The sequence below is a fragment of the Oceanirhabdus seepicola genome, assembly GCF_023684385.1.
GTDB classification, from domain to species: Bacteria; Bacillota; Clostridia; order Clostridiales; family Clostridiaceae; genus Oceanirhabdus; species Oceanirhabdus seepicola.
The window spans coordinates 1-19424 of sequence record NZ_JAGSOJ010000004.1 but is presented as its reverse complement, the minus strand read 5'-3'; the positions used below and the strand labels follow the sequence as shown (position 1 = coordinate 19424).

General features: G+C 31.4%; 15 protein-coding genes. 10 read left to right on the top strand and 5 right to left on the bottom strand.

The window, feature by feature from the left end; genetic code table 11:
* Both KDK92_RS17070 and KDK92_RS17065 read left to right on the top strand, forming a co-directional pair.
* On the top strand, positions 1 to 810 hold the full coding sequence (locus KDK92_RS17070) for an undecaprenyl-diphosphate phosphatase (protein ID WP_250860570.1): 810 nt from the start codon (positions 1 to 3) through the stop codon (positions 808 to 810).
* 129 nt (positions 811 to 939) lie between these two features.
* Positions 940 to 1662 carry a hypothetical protein gene (locus KDK92_RS17065; RefSeq protein ID WP_250860569.1) on the top strand — a complete coding sequence of 241 codons (723 nt, stop codon included), beginning with the start codon at positions 940 to 942 and terminating at the stop codon, positions 1660 to 1662.
* 235 nt (positions 1663 to 1897) lie between these two features.
* Here the strand turns inward: KDK92_RS17065 and KDK92_RS17060 are convergent, their stop codons facing one another.
* The 4 genes from KDK92_RS17060 to KDK92_RS17045 are packed head-to-tail and all read right to left on the bottom strand — an operon-like array spanning position 1898 to position 4932.
* Positions 1898 to 2848, bottom strand: coding sequence for a hypothetical protein (locus KDK92_RS17060; protein ID WP_250860568.1), 951 nt, complete (start codon positions 2846 to 2848; stop codon positions 1898 to 1900).
* Positions 2849 to 2869: 21 nt separating this feature from the next.
* Entirely contained in the window at positions 2870 to 3895 is a 1026-nt protein-coding gene (locus KDK92_RS17055) for a hypothetical protein (RefSeq protein WP_250860567.1), read from the bottom strand.
* A gap of 27 nt (positions 3896 to 3922) precedes the next feature.
* Positions 3923 to 4066 carry a hypothetical protein gene (locus KDK92_RS17050; protein WP_250860566.1) on the bottom strand — a complete coding sequence of 48 codons (144 nt, stop codon included), beginning with the start codon at positions 4064 to 4066 and terminating at the stop codon, positions 3923 to 3925.
* Between the two features lie 2 nt (positions 4067 to 4068).
* Positions 4069 to 4932 carry an AraC family transcriptional regulator gene (locus KDK92_RS17045; RefSeq protein ID WP_250860565.1) on the bottom strand — a complete coding sequence of 288 codons (864 nt, stop codon included), beginning with the start codon at positions 4930 to 4932 and terminating at the stop codon, positions 4069 to 4071.
* Positions 4933 to 5173: 241 nt separating this feature from the next.
* On the opposite strand from KDK92_RS17045, the gene KDK92_RS17040 reads away from it, so the two are divergent.
* On the top strand, positions 5174 to 5506 hold the full coding sequence (locus KDK92_RS17040; protein WP_250860564.1) for a hypothetical protein: 333 nt from the start codon (positions 5174 to 5176) through the stop codon (positions 5504 to 5506).
* 95 nt (positions 5507 to 5601) lie between these two features.
* Here KDK92_RS17040 and KDK92_RS17035 read toward each other — a convergent pair whose 3' ends face one another.
* A complete protein-coding gene (locus tag KDK92_RS17035) occupies positions 5602 to 7647 on the bottom strand; it encodes a methyl-accepting chemotaxis protein (protein ID WP_250860563.1) in 2046 nt (681 codons plus the stop codon).
* 549 nt (positions 7648 to 8196) lie between these two features.
* On the opposite strand from KDK92_RS17035, the gene KDK92_RS17030 reads away from it, so the two are divergent.
* The 7 genes from KDK92_RS17030 (at position 8197) to KDK92_RS17000 (ending at position 19101) form a co-directional block, all read left to right on the top strand.
* On the top strand, positions 8197 to 8664 hold the full coding sequence (locus KDK92_RS17030; RefSeq protein ID WP_250860562.1) for a MarR family winged helix-turn-helix transcriptional regulator: 468 nt from the start codon (positions 8197 to 8199) through the stop codon (positions 8662 to 8664).
* Between the two features lie 8 nt (positions 8665 to 8672).
* Positions 8673 to 10898, top strand: coding sequence for an ABC transporter ATP-binding protein (locus KDK92_RS17025; RefSeq protein WP_250860561.1), 2226 nt, complete (start codon positions 8673 to 8675; stop codon positions 10896 to 10898).
* Positions 10895 to 12763 carry an ABC transporter ATP-binding protein gene (locus KDK92_RS17020; protein WP_250860560.1) on the top strand — a complete coding sequence of 623 codons (1869 nt, stop codon included), beginning with the start codon at positions 10895 to 10897 and terminating at the stop codon, positions 12761 to 12763. The genes KDK92_RS17025 and KDK92_RS17020 overlap by 4 nt, the downstream gene beginning before the upstream one ends.
* 367 nt (positions 12764 to 13130) lie before the next feature.
* Positions 13131 to 13754, top strand: coding sequence for a TetR/AcrR family transcriptional regulator (locus tag KDK92_RS17015; protein WP_250860559.1), 624 nt, complete (start codon positions 13131 to 13133; stop codon positions 13752 to 13754).
* 147 nt (positions 13755 to 13901) lie between these two features.
* Positions 13902 to 15995, top strand: a complete 2094-nt coding sequence (locus tag KDK92_RS17010) for an efflux RND transporter permease subunit (protein ID WP_250860558.1) — start codon at positions 13902 to 13904, stop codon at positions 15993 to 15995.
* A 25-nt stretch (positions 15996 to 16020) separates the two neighbouring features.
* The gene (locus KDK92_RS17005) at positions 16021 to 18603 is read left to right on the top strand and encodes a coiled-coil domain-containing protein (RefSeq protein ID WP_250860557.1); all 2583 of its coding nucleotides are present in this window, start codon (positions 16021 to 16023) and stop codon (positions 18601 to 18603) included.
* Between the two features lie 318 nt (positions 18604 to 18921).
* Positions 18922 to 19101: a hypothetical protein gene (locus KDK92_RS17000; RefSeq protein WP_250860556.1), complete on the top strand. Its 180-nt coding sequence runs from the start codon at positions 18922 to 18924 to the stop codon at positions 19099 to 19101.
* The last annotated feature ends 323 nt before the right edge of the window (positions 19102 to 19424 follow it).

Sequence of the window (19424 nt, the reverse complement as noted above, 5' to 3'; positions counted from 1 at the left end):
ATGGAGCTATTTATGACCTTAATAAAGGCGATAATCATTAGTATAGTTGAGGGGATAACTGAGTTTTTACCAGTATCGTCAACGGGGCATATGATTATAGTACGTGATTTTATAAAATTTGATGGAGCATTTTCAAATCTGTTTATTGTTGTAATACAGTTAGGAGCGATATTAGCTATTGTTGTGCTGTTTTGGAAGAAGATTTATACTTCGGTAATATCTTTTCTAAAATTTGAAAAAGAAGGTTGGCGGTTTTGGATTCCTGTATTTATAGCTATAATACCATTCGGAGTTTTAGGCGTATTATTTAAGGATAAAATTGAAGAAATATTATTCAAACCATTACCAGTAGGAATTGCCTTGGTTGTAGGTGCTATTCTTATGATTGTATTGGAAAAAAGAACAAGGGATAAAAAAGTATCTAGAGATATAAATCATGTTACCTATAAACAAGCAATAATAATAGGAATTGCTCAATGTATGGCTTTATGGCCTGGGATGTCTAGATCAGCTTCAACAATCATGGGAGGATGGATAGCTGGACTTTCAACATATGCTGCAACGGAGTTTTCCTTCTTTCTAGCATTACCAGTAATGGTGGGGGCTACAGGATATGAATTAGTAACTACATCAGTAGAGTTGACTGCTAGTAATATAATTGTACTAATTGTTGGATTTATTACTGCATTCATAGTAGCTTTAATAGTTGTTGATAAATTTATAAATTATTTAAAGAAAAAGCCAATGAAGGTATTTGCAATATATAGATTGATTGTGGGAGGGATAATTATTGCATTATATATTAGATAAAAAATAATATCTCAAGAAATATTTCTTCTGTAACCTATCTGTAATGTGAATAGAAAAAAAATCTATATAATATAGATTGTAGGCAAGACACCTACATAATAATTAAAATTTTCAGGAGGTTACAACAAGATGAAAACAAAAGCAATGATTGCAGCAGTATTATTAGGTACTGGAATTGTTTTATCTGGATGTGGAAGCAATGAAGCTACAGCAAACAATGGGCAAAATCAAAAACAAGTACAAAATGATAAATCTAATAAAGAGGCAGCGGAAAATGAAAAAAAATCTGATCTAAATTATACTCTATCAGGAGAAGTTTTAGAAAATGAGGATAGAAATATAAAAGTAAGTTATCCTCAAATTAAAGATTTCCCAGGTGAGCTTTCTAAAGATTATCTGAATCAGAGTCTTATAAAAAATGCACAGGTATATTTAGATAACGAAGCTTATTCTGATGTAGAAATCGACTATGAAATAACACGTATGGATGAAAATATTCTAAGTGTAGTATTCAAGGGTACTGCTAAAATTGATGGAGTTGGAGAAGTTACAGTACAAAACAGTGTAAGTTTGGATATAACTTCAACAAATGAAATCGCATATAGCAATTTAGTTAATGATGCAGAAACTGAAACTAAGGTAAGAGAAATTCTAAATCAAAAGGCTATTGATAATGGAATTGAAGGTGGACTAGAAGCTGAAGGAATTCGTGTTTACTTTAATGGGGATGATGTAGTATTTTACTACATGCCTTTAGATGATAGTGCTAAAGAATTTATTGAGTTAAGTGTTCCTCAAAGTGAATTAGAGGGGATTATAAATACTGAATTTGGTGAGCATCCTGCAAGCTAAGTAAAACATAATGGATAATGTATAATTGATAATGGAGAATGATTGATATTTCACACTGTGAAATTATAATCTTATTGTTCCTTGGATAATGCGAGTTTACTTGTTTCATTAAAAATGAAACATTGTAGTTTTATTACAATATTTTATATCAGATAAAATGAGTAAAATCCTATTATTTTCAAAACAATGAGATGTAGTTTCTGCCCTGAAGCAGAAACATCCATCATTCTCCATTCTACATTATCAATTCTCCATTTGTTTTAAGCATCTCCACGCACTGAGTCTCTTCATCTCTAGCATTAGAAATATTAGATATTATGGTGTTTCTAATATCGCTAACATTAGATGATTCAACTATTACTTCATATGTTGACTTCAATAACTCATAAACCTTTTTATAACCCTTAGCTACTGAGTTCAGTTCAGTACATAGTGAGCTCATTTTATCCATGTATCTCCAAGCATAATATCTTAAAGAAGCATAAGTACCTAGGTAATATTTCATTGAAAAATCATCTAGAGATTCATTTGGTGTATTGGTGATGTAATCAATTAATAGATCATACGATTTAAGACCAGAGGCATTCTCATCGCACCACTCTTTCCCATCTGCGTGTTCAATAATTATTTTAATTGTATCTTTAAGGATATCTATTTCACTCTTATCAGTCACTCCTGTGGGAATTGTCACTGAGAGGATAGGGATTTCACCTCGTCCTAGATTATCATAATCCATTTCATCAATACTTCCAGTTATAGAGAGGTATGTGAACTTCTCAGAAACATCATTATACCCTGTGATAAGGCCCCATTCAGGAATCCCAACATCCCACACTACAGGAGGAATATTATCATCTAATGAGTTCTTTATAGATTGTACTGATTCTGTTCTTCTTGAGTGTTCAAGATTTTCTTCATTCCATAATCTGCTTATATGGTGGCATGAGAACCCAGCGCTCTCAAGGGTGCTTTTACATAATGAGAAATCAAATATGCTCATTGCACTTGGGCATAGGTTTTTATGAACCCACATTCTAAAGGCAAATCCTGTTGTGGCAACAATATCTTCAGGTGAAGTTGTTAAGTTGCTAAAGTTCAATGATAATGCCATTGATTTAATAAATGAGTGAAGGAAACCAGTAGGGTCAAATATTCCATCATCCCATGATAGTTTTAAGTTTTCCATTATTATCTCTCCTTAATATATTTAGGGTAGTACCTCTATATTATTAGTTTCTAGGTTTAATAATATTTTTAGCATCCAAAAAGTTGATTCTATCTTTCTCCAATTCGTATTACTTCTTTTTTCGCCCAATCCCATATGACTACCTGAATATATATAATAACCATCTTTCTTTTCCTTGATTAGTGATTTATCAAACTCATAGAATCCATCGTGACAACGATAAGATAGTAATTTCTTTAATTCATTCATAAAAAGGTCATTTCCGCCTACTGTTTTAAAATGAGATAATAAAAAAATTGTTAATAGCTTACGTTCTTCTATCATACATGCATGATAAACATTTCCAGCTGCATAATACCTTTTCTTTTCAATGTCGTGTATATAGGCTTTTTTAGGGATATTTTGAAATTTTTCATCTAGTAAATATTGAACTATTTTCTCGATTCGTCTAGTAGTATCTGCATTATTGTGTGGATAAAAAGCAAAGGCATATAAATCGTAAAAAGTAGGTAATGATTCTAATTTATTATTAAATTTAAAAATGAACTGATCTTTATACTTTTGAGGTATTTTATTATTAATATCTTTAAAATCATATCCATACGTTTCAATTGCCTTTTCAATCTTTTGAAGTCTATCATGGAAATAACTATTAATATGTTTGTTATCGTAATAACCGGCACGGATTAAGAATGGGTATTTTACTGTTTTCATTAAAATTCCTTCAAATGAAGTATCTACTTTCCAATGTTCATCTTCTAACAAAATGCTAAATAGTTGGTTAAATGTTTGATCATTTTTTGTAAGACCATACTCCAATAACTTAGCTATGGAATTTTCATATGCACAGTCCTCTCTGCCATGGATTTTATCGCTATTATATGTGTTCAACCAATATTTAATTGAAGAGTCTTCAAATGAAATATATTGCTCGATTGATATATTATCTTTTCCATAAAATTCCTTATCAATTTTATATTTAATTATTGGATTTGATATGTCATATAATTCTTGAAGCACTTTACCATATTGTTCAAAAAAACTCATAAGTGTCCTATCCTTTCTTAACTGGTATTAATAAAAATTGTTAATTATATTTTGCTTTATTAGCATAGTTGCTAGGTATGCATATTGTCCATATGGAGTAGATTGGTATAGGGTTAGAGGAAGATAAGGGTTAAATATTCCATCACCCCATGATAGTTTTAAGTTTTCCATTATTATCTCTCCTTTTTCTTAACTGGTATTAATATTTCTTCGCTATATGTGTAACTTTTTTCACAGTATCTTTCAAATTCATATCCTTTGAGTTTAATATAATCACTTGTTCTGAACCACTCATTTATATACTTCCATGTTCTATGGATGGTATCAACAAAAGTAAAACTATCTGCAGTAGGGGTCGTAAATGAAACATAGGTCCCAGCTGGGAGTGTAATATGATCAGTATTAGGTATATTCTCACAACTCTCAACACCTATGAAATATTCAAATGATTCATTTTCATGATTGACTATTGCTACTCCATAATCATATCTTCTAGTATTGTCTGCCTGAGGAAGTAGCTTCTCTCCTAATCTACCGCAATTATACCTGTTCCAAAATGTAGGTACATCCTTAAGTGAGGTTTTAAAGGATGACTTATGGAGGTATCCATATAGATGAATGGGAGCTAATTGGATTATTCGTGGTTTAGGGGAAAGATTATTTCTTTCATCTCTTAGTTTGTACAGATCTATTTTGTTATAAAGGTGTAGACTGTTATCATTTAACTTATATTCAATGGGGGTAACATGATGCTCATTCTTGAAAGCGCGAAGAAAATTTTCATAGGAGTTAAAACCATACTCATATGCAGCTTTGAACATATAGGAGTGATCTATCATTATGAGTTTTGCAACCTCACTGATTCTTCTTCGCTTTATATATTTCCCGGGCGTTATTCCTGTTGATTCTTTAAATATTCTTAAAAAATGATAATCAGAATAACCTGATACTTTTGCGCAATCAGTTAAATTTATCTTGTTTTTTAGGTTATCTTCTATATACACAATGGCCATCTGTATGTGATCTATATAATCCATTCTTCCACCCCCACATTAATTGTATCACTTTTATAAAAAAATGAACTGATAAAAATTGCTAAGTGTATGCAACATATGATTATTGATTAGTGTATTTGTTTTCAAGGCACGTAGCGCGTGGCTTTTTTTTATTTTTATTGAATATTAGTGACTATAATTGCAAAGAATACCAATGTAACAAAAGAAAATAAAAAGAACTTTATGTAGAGCTGAAAGACAATGATTTAAGGAGAGGATAAGAGTGAGAGATTTTACAGAAAAGCAAATTGAATATATTAAAGACCATATTTATAATAATACAATATTTCCTATTAGTATAATTGATGTTCATGATGATGGCTCCCTTAATGAAGATTATTGTATTGAGAAAGATGGGGAAGTATATATAAAACAATCAATTATTAAGAAAAGATTACATAAAGCACAGGAATATTTATTGAATGATTTTGAAACCGAATTAAAAGGAGAAAATCAAGACGTTAGTATTGGAGATATGACTAGAGAAGAATTAATAAGTATTATAAATGAAACAATAAGTGAAAGATTAGATGATGGAGAAGTTGATATTTACTAAAATATCAATGTGCCTTAGATATAACAACATAAATTAAAGCCCAAGGATGAAAATAGCGTTATACGCCATATGAATCAACCTTGGGTTTTAATTTTTTATTTAGTTTTAAAGAAAGAAAAGGCTTCTTTTATATCATTTGAGAGCGCTGTTAGTTTATCAGCAGATTCTGAAACTAAGTTCATTGAAGCAAGAAGTTCTTCAGTATTACTAGATACTTCTTCCGTATTAGCGATTGCTTCTTTTGAAATATCTGAGATACTTATCATACCATCGCTCACATTTGAACTTGTAGCATACAGTTCCTCTGTAACTGAGGAAATTTCGTGTATTTGATCAAAAATCTTTGATATTGCTAAGTTTATATCTACAAATGCTTTCTCTGAGTTGCGAACAAGAGCAGTTCCTTCTTGCACAATAGAGGTACCTTTGTCCATTGAGTTAACAACATTCTCAATCTCAGATTGTATATCTCCTATGAGTTTACTTACATTTAATGTAGCGCCACTGGATTGTTCTGCTAGTTTTTTTACTTCATCAGCAACAACTGCAAAGCCTCTACCATGCTCTCCGGCACGAGCAGCTTCAATAGCTGCATTAAGAGCTAGAAGATTTGTTTGTTCGGCAATATCAGTAATCAATGATATTATATTTCCAATCTCATTTGACATAGCGCTAAGTTTATGGATTCCTGAAGATGATTCTAAAGTGCTTTTATTTATCTCATCCATGTTTTCAATTACTTTAACAATATCTTTAGTATTTGTATTTGAGATATCTGATGTTTCTTGAGCAAAAGCTAGAATTTCCTGCATGTTATTTGCAATTTGTTCCACACCGTTATTCATCTCGTTAGCAGATTCAACAGAATCAGATAGAATATTATCCTGAGATGCAGCACCTTCAGCCACATTCACTATAGCATTTGAAATGATTTCAGTTTCTTTTTGTGTATCTTGTGCGATACTAGATAAATCATTTGCAGAATGAAGTACATCCTTTAGTATGCCTTCAACTTTCTTAATAATTGTATTTATTTTATCAGACATATCATTAAAATTATTAGCCATAAGACCTATTTCATCGTTGCTTTTAACATTAATCTTATAAGTCAAATCCCCTGTAGCCATAGATTCTGATAGTTTACTAACATTGATAATTCCTTTAGTTATCTTACGTGAAATAAAAATAATTAATAATATTATTGAAAGGATAGATACCAAGGCAGTAATAGCTAAGGTTGCAATCAGTCCTATTAACTTCTTATAAACTTCCCTTTGAGGGAGTACAATCCCTATAATCCAATTAGTTTCAGGAACACTTGCATAGTACAACTGGCTTTTTATTCCATTATCATCAAAGGAGAGGTTTCCTGTTCTCTTTTGAAGAATTTCTGATGAATTTTCAGCGAGTCCAGCTGTGGTATCAGCAGAAATATTTATACCTTTGGTAACTTTCTCAATATTACTATCAGCTAGGTATGTTCCATTAGCATCTAAGAGGAAAGCGTGTCCATTATCTCCTACATTTAAAGACTCTATCGTTTTTGATAAGCTATTTAAATCAACATCAGCAGTAATATTACCTATAAAAGTATTGTTTTCATACATTGGAACTGTAACAGTAATCATGGTAACATTTACAGAAGTATCTTCGTATATATCGCTCCAAGCAGCAATTCTATCTTTGTTTTTTCCTAGGATATACCAGCTTTCATCTTTATATGCTTTGAAATCATTACTATAGTCCATATAAGATATAGTACCTTCAGCCCTATATCCATAAGGAGCAAAGTATTCCTTGTTTTTATAAATACTTGGTTCGAACCAGATACCCATTCCAAAGGTATTGTCATTTTCTGAGATGGATTTTTCAAGTATATTTTTGAAATTATCCTGGTTTAAATTATCATAGGAAGCTTGTACGCTATCAGCTATTATTTCTGTTTTAACTCTCTGTTCTAATAGAAAAGAATTTATTCTATCCGTGGCTTGAGTAGCTGTAATTGAAAGCTTTTCACTGGTTTCTTCATTAATGATTTTTAGAGAATTGTATGTAGTTATTAAAAAGAAAATAGTGAATGCAATTGATATAGTTGATATAAAGTAAGCCATCATCTTTTTTGTTAATGAAAAATTACCCATAAAAACCTCCTTAGTTTTTTATAATCAAAAGTAGTGTTAAATTAAAAATAATTATAAAAATTAAAAGTTGATCCTAAATAATAGAATCTATTCTTATGTAAGAATCAAATAACATAAGTGTTATAATTAAAAGTTTTATACTATATATAGTATTTAGATTAAATTTACACCATACATAAGGTATATTAATTGTTTGATATACTTATAGTTTGATTATAAAAGTATTATGGTTATATATTATCACAAAGAGTATATCATGTAAATAAATGACGAAATGTGGAAGGGGTGGACTTAATAAAACAATTTTGGAAATTGTACAAATTAGTAAGTCATACGTAAAATAATTAAATAAAACTTAAAATATATAGTAAATGTAAATAAAAATGAATTTTATGTAAAAATCTCGAAAAAGCATTTACACATAGCAGAATAAAGAATAAAATATATTTAGCATACGAAACAATTGTATACGAAATAATTGTATGCGAAACAATTGCATACGAAATAATTGCATATGAAAAAAATTAATGCTAAATAAACTTAAAGAAGGTGAGTATTATAAAAGATTTAGACAAAAGTTATGAAATTATAAGGAGTATCAAAAGTGTAAAAGAATCTTTAAAACATAATTTTCACAAGAGATTCAAAGATCTTAACTTAACAGCACCACAAGGTATGCTGATTGGAATATTGGTACGTAAGGGGCAAATGAAAATAAGTGATTTGAGTGAAGAAATGGCTTTATCTAACAGCACTGTTTCAGGCATTATTGACCGACTAGAAAAGAATAAATTTGTGGAAAGAAAAAGAAGTGAAGAAGATCGTAGAGTTGTAATGGTGGATGTAACTGAAAGCTTTAGAAAAGAAGCTGAAAAAAGGTTTAAGACTGTAGAAGATAGTTTATCAACTGTTTTGAAACTTGCTACACCAGAAGAGGAAGAGAAAGTTTTAATAGGGCTAGATATTTTAGACAAATTATTAAATAGAGTTAAGGATGATAATAATAGTGAGGAGTAGATAACAATATGCACAAACTTGTAAAATTTCTAAAACCGTTTATCCTACCACTCCTTGTTGCAATTGGACTCCTATATGCACAAGCTATGACTGATTTGGCTTTACCAGATTACATGTCTAATATTGTGAATACAGGGATTCAACAGGGTGGAGTGGAACACGCAGTTCCGAATATTCTTAAGCAAAGTGATATGGATAAACTAATATTGTTTTTAAATGAAGATAATAAGGAAAAAGTAAATAATAGTTACGATTTAATTAATCCATCTGATAGAGAATATGAGGATTATTTAGAAACTTATCCAAACTTAGATGGAGAAGTAATCTATACTTTAAAAGATATTGATAAATCAGAAGTTAATGAATTAAATCCAATAATGGCAAAAGCATTGTTATCTGTAGAGGGCATAAACAAGATGATGGATGATGCCAATGGTGGAGATATTGAGATTAACGGCATGAAAATTCCAGCAGGTACAGATTTATTTGTTGTCTTAGGTCAAATGCCTGTGGAACAGAGAAATCAAATGATGGAAGGCGCTAGTAAACAGTTTGAAATGATGGATGAAGCTATGACAATCCAAGCTGGTATTAGTGTAGTACAAAAGAATTATGAAGTTTTAGGAATGGATACAGAGAAGATACAAAGAAATTATATATTAAAAATTGGTGGTATAATGCTGCTGGTTTCATTACTTGGAGCAGTTTGTTCAATTACTGTTGGTTTCATTGCAGCTAAAATAGCTGGTGGATTAGGTAGGAACTTACGTAAAAATATATTCACAAAAGTATCGGGGTTCTCAAATAGAGAATTTGATAAATTTTCAACTGCTTCTTTAATTACAAGAAGTACAAATGATGTTACTCAAATACAAACCTTAATGGTGATTATGATACGTATGGTTTTCTATGCTCCTATTATAGGTATTGGTGGAATAATTAAGGCAACTAGTAAAAATAGCTCTATGTCATGGATTATTGCAATTGCTGTGATAATTTTATTAGGATTGATAGCAATATTATTTTCAATAGTGCTGCCCAAATTTAAAATGGTACAAAAATTAGTGGATCGTTTGAATATGGTTACTAGAGAAAATCTTTCAGGTATGATGGTTATTCGTGCCTTTAATACACAGAAGTTTGAAGAACAACGGTTTAATAAAGCTAATGAAGATCTTACAAAAACAAACTTATTTGTTAACAGAGTAATGGTATTTTTATTCCCAGCTATGAATTTAATTATGAATGGTGTAACTTTATTGATAGTATGGGTTGGAGCTCATCAAATTGCTGATTCAGCAATGCAAGTTGGTGATATGATGGCATTTATGCAATATGCATTACAAATAATCTTTGCTTTCTTAATGCTTTCAATGATGTTTATCATGATACCAAGAGCGTCAGTATCTGCACAGCGTATTGCAGAAGTACTTGAAACAGAACCAACTATTATAGATCCTAAGGAACCAAAACATTTTGATGAAGATTTAAACGGTGTTGTGGAATTTAAAGATGTATCATTCAGATACCCAGGTGCTCAAGAAGATATGATAAAGAAGATTAGCTTTAAAGCTGAACCAGGAAAGACAACTGCTATTATTGGGTCAACAGGTTCAGGTAAAACAACTCTTATGAATTTAATACCACGTTTCTATGATGTGACAAGTGGTAAAGTAACAATTGATGATATTGATATTCGTGATTTAACTCAACATGAAGTGAGAGATGTTATTGGATATGTTCCTCAAAAAGCATCTTTATTTAGTGGAACAATTGAATCAAACTTAAAGTATGGAGATGAGAATGCATCATCAGAAAATTTAAAAGAATCAGCTGAAATTGCTCAGGCAATGGATTTTATAAATGAAAAACCAGAAGGTTTTGACACAGAGATTTCTCAAGGGGGAACTAATGTGTCTGGTGGTCAAAAGCAAAGACTATCAATTGCTAGAGCTCTTGCTAAAAAACCAAAGATATTTATATTTGATGATAGTTTTTCAGCTTTAGACTTTAAAACAGATTCAGCCCTAAGAAGAGCATTAAAAGAAAAAACTGGAGACAGTACTATGCTGATTGTGGCACAACGTATATCTACCATTAAAAAAGCAGAGCAGATTATTGTATTAGATGATGGTAAGATGGTGGGCTTAGGTACCCATGAAGAATTGATGAAGACTTGTGAGACTTATCAAGAGATTGCCCTTTCACAATTGTCGAAGGAGGAATTGTCATGAGCCAGCAAGATAAAGCAGTAAATAGAAGAATGAAACGAGGCGGCGGAGGACATGGTCCAGGCGGTATGATGATGGGTGGAGGAAAAGCCAAGAACTTCAAAGGAACAATTAAAAGACTCTTATCATATTTGAAAGCTTATCGTGCATCCTTTATAATTGTAATAACATTTGCCATAGCAAGTGCGGCATTTGCAATATATGGACCAAAATTATTAGGTAAAGCAACAACAAAGATTTTTGAAGGGGTTATGGGTAAAATATCAGGAGCATCAGCTGGTGTTGATTTCACTTACATCGGTAGAATTATATTAATCTTAATTGGATTATATGGATTAAGTGCTCTGTTTTCATACATTCAGAGATTCATCATGACAGGTGTTTCAATGAAGGTTAGTTATAAAATGCGTAAAGATATATCTGAAAAAATTAATAAAATGCCATTAAGATATTTTGATGGTACAAATCATGGAGAAGTGCTATCCCGTATTACAAATGACGTAGACACAGTGAATCAAACGCTTAACCAGAGTTTATCTCAGATTATAACTTCAGCAACAACTGTAATTGGAGTTTTGGTTATGATGATCAGCATAAGTGGATGGATGACTTTAGTGGCTCTTTGTATTATTCCGGTTTCCATGGTTGTGGTAATGTTCATTGTAAAAAGATCGCAGAAGTATTTTAAGAAACAGCAAGATTATCTTGGGAATGTAAATGGACATATTGAAGAAATGTATGGTGGTCATTTAATCATTAAAGCCTTCAACTGTGAAAAGAAAAGTGTTGAAGAGTTTGATGAGATGAATGATAAATTGTATGGTACTGCATGGAAATCACAGTTTTTATCTAGTTTGATGATGCCTGTTATGAACATTGTAGGTAATATTGGATATGTTGCAGTGTGTGTACTTGGTGGTGCACTTGCAGCAAAGAGAACTATAGAGATTGGAGATATTCAAGCATTTATTCAATATGTAAGAAACTTTACTCAACCAATTTCACAGCTTGCTAATATTTCTAACGTACTTCAACAAACAGCAGCAGCTGCAGAACGTGTTTTTGAATTCTTAGATGAATCAGATGAAATTGCAGAATCAACAGAACCAGTTAAGCTTGATGATGTTAAAGGTCATGTTGAATTTAAAAATGTCCACTTTGGATATAAAGAAGATACTATCATAGTAAATGACTTCTCAGCTGAGATACAGCCAGGTCAAAAAGTTGCTATTGTTGGACCAACTGGAGCTGGAAAAACAACAATGGTTAAACTGCTAATGCGTTTCTATGATGTTAACTCTGGTGCTATTTTAGTGGATGGTGAAGATATCCGTGAATTCACAAGAAATGATTTAAGAAGTCAATTTGGTATGGTTCTACAAGATACTTGGTTGTATAACGGTACAATTATGGAGAATATTAGATATGGTCGCTTAGATGCTACAGATGAGGAAGTTATAGAGGCTGCTAAAGCAGCTCATGTAGATAGCTTCGTACACATGTTACCAGATGGTTATAATATGATACTTAATGAAGAAGCTTCTAATGTATCTCAAGGACAGAAACAATTGATAACAATCGCAAGAGCTATATTATCAAATCCTAAGATACTTATTCTAGATGAGGCAACAAGCTCAGTAGATACACGTACAGAAGTACAAATTCAAAAAGCTATGAACAACCTTATGCAAGATAGAACTAGCTTCATTATTGCACACCGTCTTTCAACAATACGTGATGCAGATGTAATATTAGTTATGAATAATGGGGACATTGTGGAACAAGGTGCTCATGAAGAGTTGTTAGAGAAAAAAGGCTTTTATGCAAATCTTTATAATAGCCAATTTGAAGAACAACAGGTTTGTTAAGATTATAATAATAAATTAGTTATCATTACAAATATATTCAAAGAGCCTAGTAATCAAGGAAATCAGTTGATTATTAGGCTTTTTTTTCTTAATGATAAAAATTTAAATAATATTTATACTAATAATATCAGCTATTATAGGTACGATAACATTTGTTTTTTATTTCATAAGCTTAGATAATGTAGACATGTACCTTATGGATTTAAATTTTAAATATTCTGAATAATGAATAAAATTCAGAAAGTTTCTTCTTTTTACTTTGTAGATTAATATGCAAAGTAGTTTATCTATAGCACTCAAATAACATTTAGGTTATAATAAGGTTATAATATGTATTTGATAATAATGGAAATTCAAGGTGATATTTATGAAAGAAGATAACAATACTAACAAAAAAATGAGTAAGAGTGAAGAAAATAAATTACTGAAAGAAGGCAAATTATTTGAAGCTGCGTATGATTTATTTACTTCAAAAGGAATTAACAACACTGCTATAAGCGAAATAGTGAAAAAAGCAGGTGTTGCAAAAGGAACATTTTATCTATATTTTCAAGATAAATATGATATAGTGGATTTGATTGTAGTAAGAAAAAGCAATACTATTTTAATTGAAGCAATGGAAGAAGTTATCAAAAGTGGTAATAAGGGTTTTGTGGATTCGGTTATTATGTTTGTTGATTACATTATAGAAGTATTGAGGCATGATAAAAAGCTTTTGAAACTCATACATAAAAATCTTTCATGGGGACTATTCGATTCGGCTTTTAGAAATATTAAGCAGTATGATAATGCAAGGAGAATAATTTATTATTTTATAGACGAGTTGGAACATGAAGGAATTACCAAAGATGAAGCTGAAAAAATATTATTTATGATTGTGGAGCTTACAAGTGCTATAGTATATAGCTCTATAATATTAAAAGAACCAGATGAAATTCAAAATATGAAACCATTACTTTATAAGACAATTAGAAAAATCATTCAAAATTAAGGTGCGTAAAACGCGCCTTTTTTATTTACAATTTATTCATGGGATTTAATAGAAAAAATAATTGACCATTGGTCATTTCTTGAGTATAATGATTTTAAGATAAAAAAATGACCAAAAGTCATAAATTATATATGAGGAGATGGGATTATGAAAAAGTTTGGAAGGTTTATTGCCAAACAGAGGGTTTTGGTTTTAATCATTGCTACGGTATTACTGCTTCCAGCAATATATGGAATGATAAATACCCGCATAAACTATAGTATTTTAGATTATGTTCCAGCGGGATTTGACTCCACTGAGGGACAGAAGATATTGAGTGAGAATTTTACAGCAGCAGAATCTTCCATGTTAATTGTAGAAGGAATGGAAACCAATGATATACTGAAACTTAAAAGTAAGATCAGTAACATTGAAAATATAAAAGATGTTATATGGATTGATGATTTATTAAATGTAAGTGTTCCAAATGAAATGCTTCCAGATGATATTAGAGAGGTGCTTTTCAGTGAGAACTCAACGATTCTGCTAATTAACTTTGAGTATGAAAAAATATCAGATGAAACACATGCAGCCATCGATGAAATTAGAGAAGTAGCTGGAGAACAGTGCTTCTTAAGTGGTATTACTGCCATAGTGAAGGATACTAAAGATTTATCAGATAAGGAAACACCATTGTATATTCTTATTGCAGTTGTGCTATCAATTCTTGTACTAGCAATGACAATGAAATCAACAATTATCCCATTTGTATTTTTGGTGGGTATAGGATTTGCGGTAATTTTCAATATGGGAACAAATATTTTTTTAGGGGAAATATCATATATAACTAAGGCACTTGCAGGGGTTCTTCAACTAGGAGTTACGATGGATTATTCTATTTTCTTACTTCACAGATATGATGAAGAGCGAGAAAAATTTAGTGATAAAACAGAAGCAATGGCAGAGGCAATATCGAAAACCATAGTTTCAATATCAGGAAGTTCATTAACAACTATAGCTGGATTTTTAGCATTATGTGTAATGCAACTTACTCTAGGTAAAGATATTGGAATAGTAATGGCTAAGGGAGTTTTATTTGGAGTTATTTGTACAGTAACTGTATTACCAGCATTACTACTTGTTTTTGATAAACCTATTCATAGATTCAGTCATAGAACGTTACTTCCAAGTTTTGAGAAGACTGCTTCTTTTGTAACAAAGAAATATAAATTATTTATAGTAATATTCTTAATAGCATTTATACCTTCAATATATGGAAAGATAAATACAGGGGTGTATTACAACCTAGACGAATCGCTACCAAGAGATATGAAATCTATTGTAGCTACAAATAAATTAAAAGAGCAATATAACATGAGTACTACACATTTTATACTTATAAGTGATAAATTATCTTCTTATAAAGTTAAAGAAATGGTTGGGAAAATGGAAAAGGTTGATGGAATAGAAAAGGTTATAGCAGTTGATAAATATTTGGGACCTGAAATACCAGCAGAATTTATTCCACAAGATATAATGGAAATGGTTCAAAATAACGGATATAAATTGATATTAGCAAATTCCAAATATAAAGCGGCGAGAGCGGAAGAAAATGCTCAGATTGAGGAAATGACAAACATAGCAAAAAACTATGATGAAAATGCTATGATCGCAGGAGAGGGACCTCTTACGAAGGACTTAATAAAGATTTCTGAATCGGATTTTAAACGAGTAAGTTTTGCATCTATATTAGCTATATTCTTAATAATACTATTGATATTTGGCTCTGCTACTATACCAGTAATTTTAGTTATGTCAATAGAACTTGCAATATTCATAAATATGGGTATACCATTCTATACTGGAACCACAATACCTTTTATAGCTTCAATAGTAATAGGATGTATACAATTGGGGGCAACAGTTGATTATGCTATCTTGATGACAACAAGATTTAGAGAAGAATTAAGGAATGGACATGATAAGGTTAAAGCAGCTGAGATTGCAGTAAAAGGTTCTGCAAGATCGATTGTGACAAGTGCTCTAGCATTCTTTGTGGCTACATTTGGTGTAGGTGTTATTTCAGATATGGAACTTATAAAGTCATTGTGCTTAATGATGTCTAGAGGAGCATTAATAAGTATGGTTGTTATAATATTTATTCTTCCATCTTTATTATTAGCTGGTGAGAAATTAATATCAGTAACAACAAGGAACTGGAAAAATAAAGAAGCAAAAAAAGAAGCGGTATATAATTCTTAATCATATAAAATCGGAGGAATCAAAAATGAAATGTATGTCTAAAAGAGTGGCTTGTTTAGTAATCGCGGCTTCATTAGTTGGAACAAATGCTGTATATGCACAGGACATTATTAATAAAGATGAATCAGTTTACGTTATACTTTCTGAAAATGGTGAGGCTAAAAAAACAATTGTAAGTGATTGGATTCACAGTGATGAAAAAAATATTGAAATTTATGATAGATCAGATTTGGAGAATGTAAGCAATCTTAAAGGGGAAGAATTACCTGTAGAGAAGGATGGCAATCTTGTTTGGAAAGTTAATAATAATGATATATTTTATCAAGGACATTCAGATAAGCAATTGCCTTTAGAGATCAAAATAACTTATACATTAGATGGTGAGGAAATACAACCAGAAGAAATAGCAGGGAAAACTGGAGAGGTGAAAATTAAAATCCAGTACTTTAATAGAGAAGAACACGAGGTTTTAGTTGATGGTAAAATGAAAAAAATCTACACTCCATTTGCAGCTATTACAGTGGTGAATCTCCCTATAGATAAGTTTAAAAACGTAAAGATAAATGGAGGAGAGATGATCGGTGATGCGAATAATCAAGTGGTTACATTCGTAGCATTACCAGGACTTGAAGAGAGCTTTGAGGAAAGTGAGCTTTTTAAAGAGTTTAAGGAATCCTTGAATCTACCACAATATCTGGAGATTACAGCAGATGCTGAAGACTTTGAACTTGGATCTATTATGGTGACTGCAACACCAAATATTAACATTACTGATGAATTTAAGAAAGCAGATACTCTAGATGAGTTAATGGATGGACTTTCAGAACTTAAGGATGCAAGTGGAAAATTAAATGATGGAAGTAGTGTACTTTCTGAAAATATGAGTGAATTTTCAGAGAAAATGGGAGAATTTAATGATGGATTGCATACATTTGCAGAGTCAATGACACCTCTTAGTGAAGGAGTTGTTCAGCTTGCAGATGGGACAAAGACTGCAAAAGATGGTGGAGAACAGGTAGCAGCAGGCATTAAAGAATTGGCTCAGGGAATTGAACAGTTTGGACCAGGGGCAGTGGGTTTTTCACAAGGAGCAGTTAAGTATGTTGAGGGAACAAAACAGTTCATGGCTGGAGGGAAAAACTTTGTAGCTGGTGCAGAAGAATTAGCTGGGAAAACTGGTGAGTTTGCAGATGCTTCTTTAAAGGTTGCAGAAGGGACTAGTACGCTGGTACAAGGAAGTATTAAGGCTGAAAAGTCTAGCAGAGAATTATCCCAAGGAGCAGAAAAATTATCTCAAGGGGCAAATGAAATAGCTTCTAATGCTGCTAAAATAGCAAATGGAACTGAAGATATATCAAAAAATTCGGAACTACTTGCAGGTGGAATGAATAAATTACAAGCTTCAAATAAAGAATTAAAAGATGGAATGAGTAATTTATCAAAAGGAACAGGTGAAAGTGTTGCGGCTGTTAAGCAGATTAAGGATGGAAAAGAAAAAGAACTACAGTTGATAGAGGGGCTTTTAAAATCTAATGTTCAATTGCAAGAAACAATACAAGCATTAAGCAAGATAAAAGGTAATGAAGAATTAGTTGGGAAATTAGAAGTTCAATTAGCAATGCAGAAAAAAGCTATAGATGGATTGAAGTTATCAAGTGGTCAGCTTATTACAGGTCTTGATAATCTTAATAAAGGCATGGGTGCATTGGAAGCAGGCGCTAAGAAGGTAGAAGTTGGATTTACTCAATATGTTGGAGCTCAGAATGAGCTAAATGATGGAATTGTGAAATTAAATGAGGGCATAAAGAAAATAGATGTAGGAGCACAAAAGCTTTCAGAGGGAACAAAAGAATATTCTAAGAAAATGGATGAATTAAAGATTGGAAGTGTTGCTTTAGCAGATGGAATGAAAGCTATTGCAGATGGTGGACAGCAGTTAAAACCTACTTCAGAAAAACTAGTTGCTGGTGCAGCAGGTTTAACAGAGGGAGCAACTAAGTTAAATGTAGGATTAGAGCAATTAAATGCAGGAATAGGCGGCTTATCTGAAGGGTTAGCTGGTCTTAATGAAGGAGCAACTAAATTAGAGCAAGGAGCAAAAGGAATAACAGAAAAGACCCCAACACTTGTAGCTGGTGCAGAGCAGGTTTCTGAAGGACTTAATAAACTTTACAATGAAGGAGTTCTTGGATTACAGAGCAAACTTCCGGAGCTAAAAGCAGGAGTAGATCAACTTGTTGATGGTGGAAATGCATTAAATGAAGCAAGCGAAAAGTTAGAAAGTGGAACTAAAGAATTAAGTGTTAATATGAAGAAATTCCACGAAGAAGGAATAAACAAAACTTACTTAGAACTAGATGAAAAAATGGAAGAAGTTAAATATTTAATAGATATAAAAGATGAAATAATAAAATTATCAGAGAACTATGAAGCATTCACTGATATTGGCGATAACATGGATGGTAAGGTGAAATTTGTTATGAAGACAGAAGCAATCAAAGCAAATGAAGATGATGTGGCATCAGGAAAAACTACTATGGGTCATAAAAAGTCTTCTGAAAAAGAAGAAAAAGGATTTATCAATTGGGTCAAAAATTTGTTTAATTAGTTAAATAAGATTAAAACAGAGTTAAAACAATATTTTGTGACTTTTCAACAAATTCAGAGCCTTTTAAGGCTCTTTTTTGTAGGAAGCTTTTTACAAGTTTAGAATGTGAAGAATTTTTTGTCGAAAGTTTGCTAAAACACTTGTCAGATACAGTAATATTATATATAATTTTAAGTGATAACATAAGTAATGTAATATTTGTTGATTAAAAATATACTAGTTTTGGAAACAATATATAAATTAGGTTCAACAAATTTAAAACTAAGGAACTACCGCTTGGAAAGAATAAGAGGTAGAAACGTTTACAAGGAGAAAAGAATGGGAAAGTACAAAATACTTAGAGATCATACTAGCAAAATAATAAGAATAAACATTTATGATGGAACACTAGAAGATGTTGCAGAACTTAAAGGTAAAGAATATGAAGTTGTAAATAAAACAGAAGAATCTACTAGAGTAGCATATTATATTAGATTTATTGATACTGAGGAAAAATAACGTTTGATAAATTAGGCAGCCCGATTGGGTTGCTTTTTTTGCTCTATAGGAAATTATAAATTCTTGAATCTGTGGATAAGTTATTGATTTGAAGAAATATTCTAATGAAACAGATTTATTATAGAGTAAAAAATGAAGGGGTTGTAGGGGAAGTGTTTCCCCTGCCGTTTTAAGGAGGGTGCTCAGCAGCGGTAGCTGCGTCGAAGACCAGCTAATAGAAGTCAAGTGTAAAGTAAATTAAAATTAATTATTAAAAATGTGCATGTCAAAAAATCCATTGTTTATATACGAACAATGAAAAAATTGGTAATTATATTTTAAGC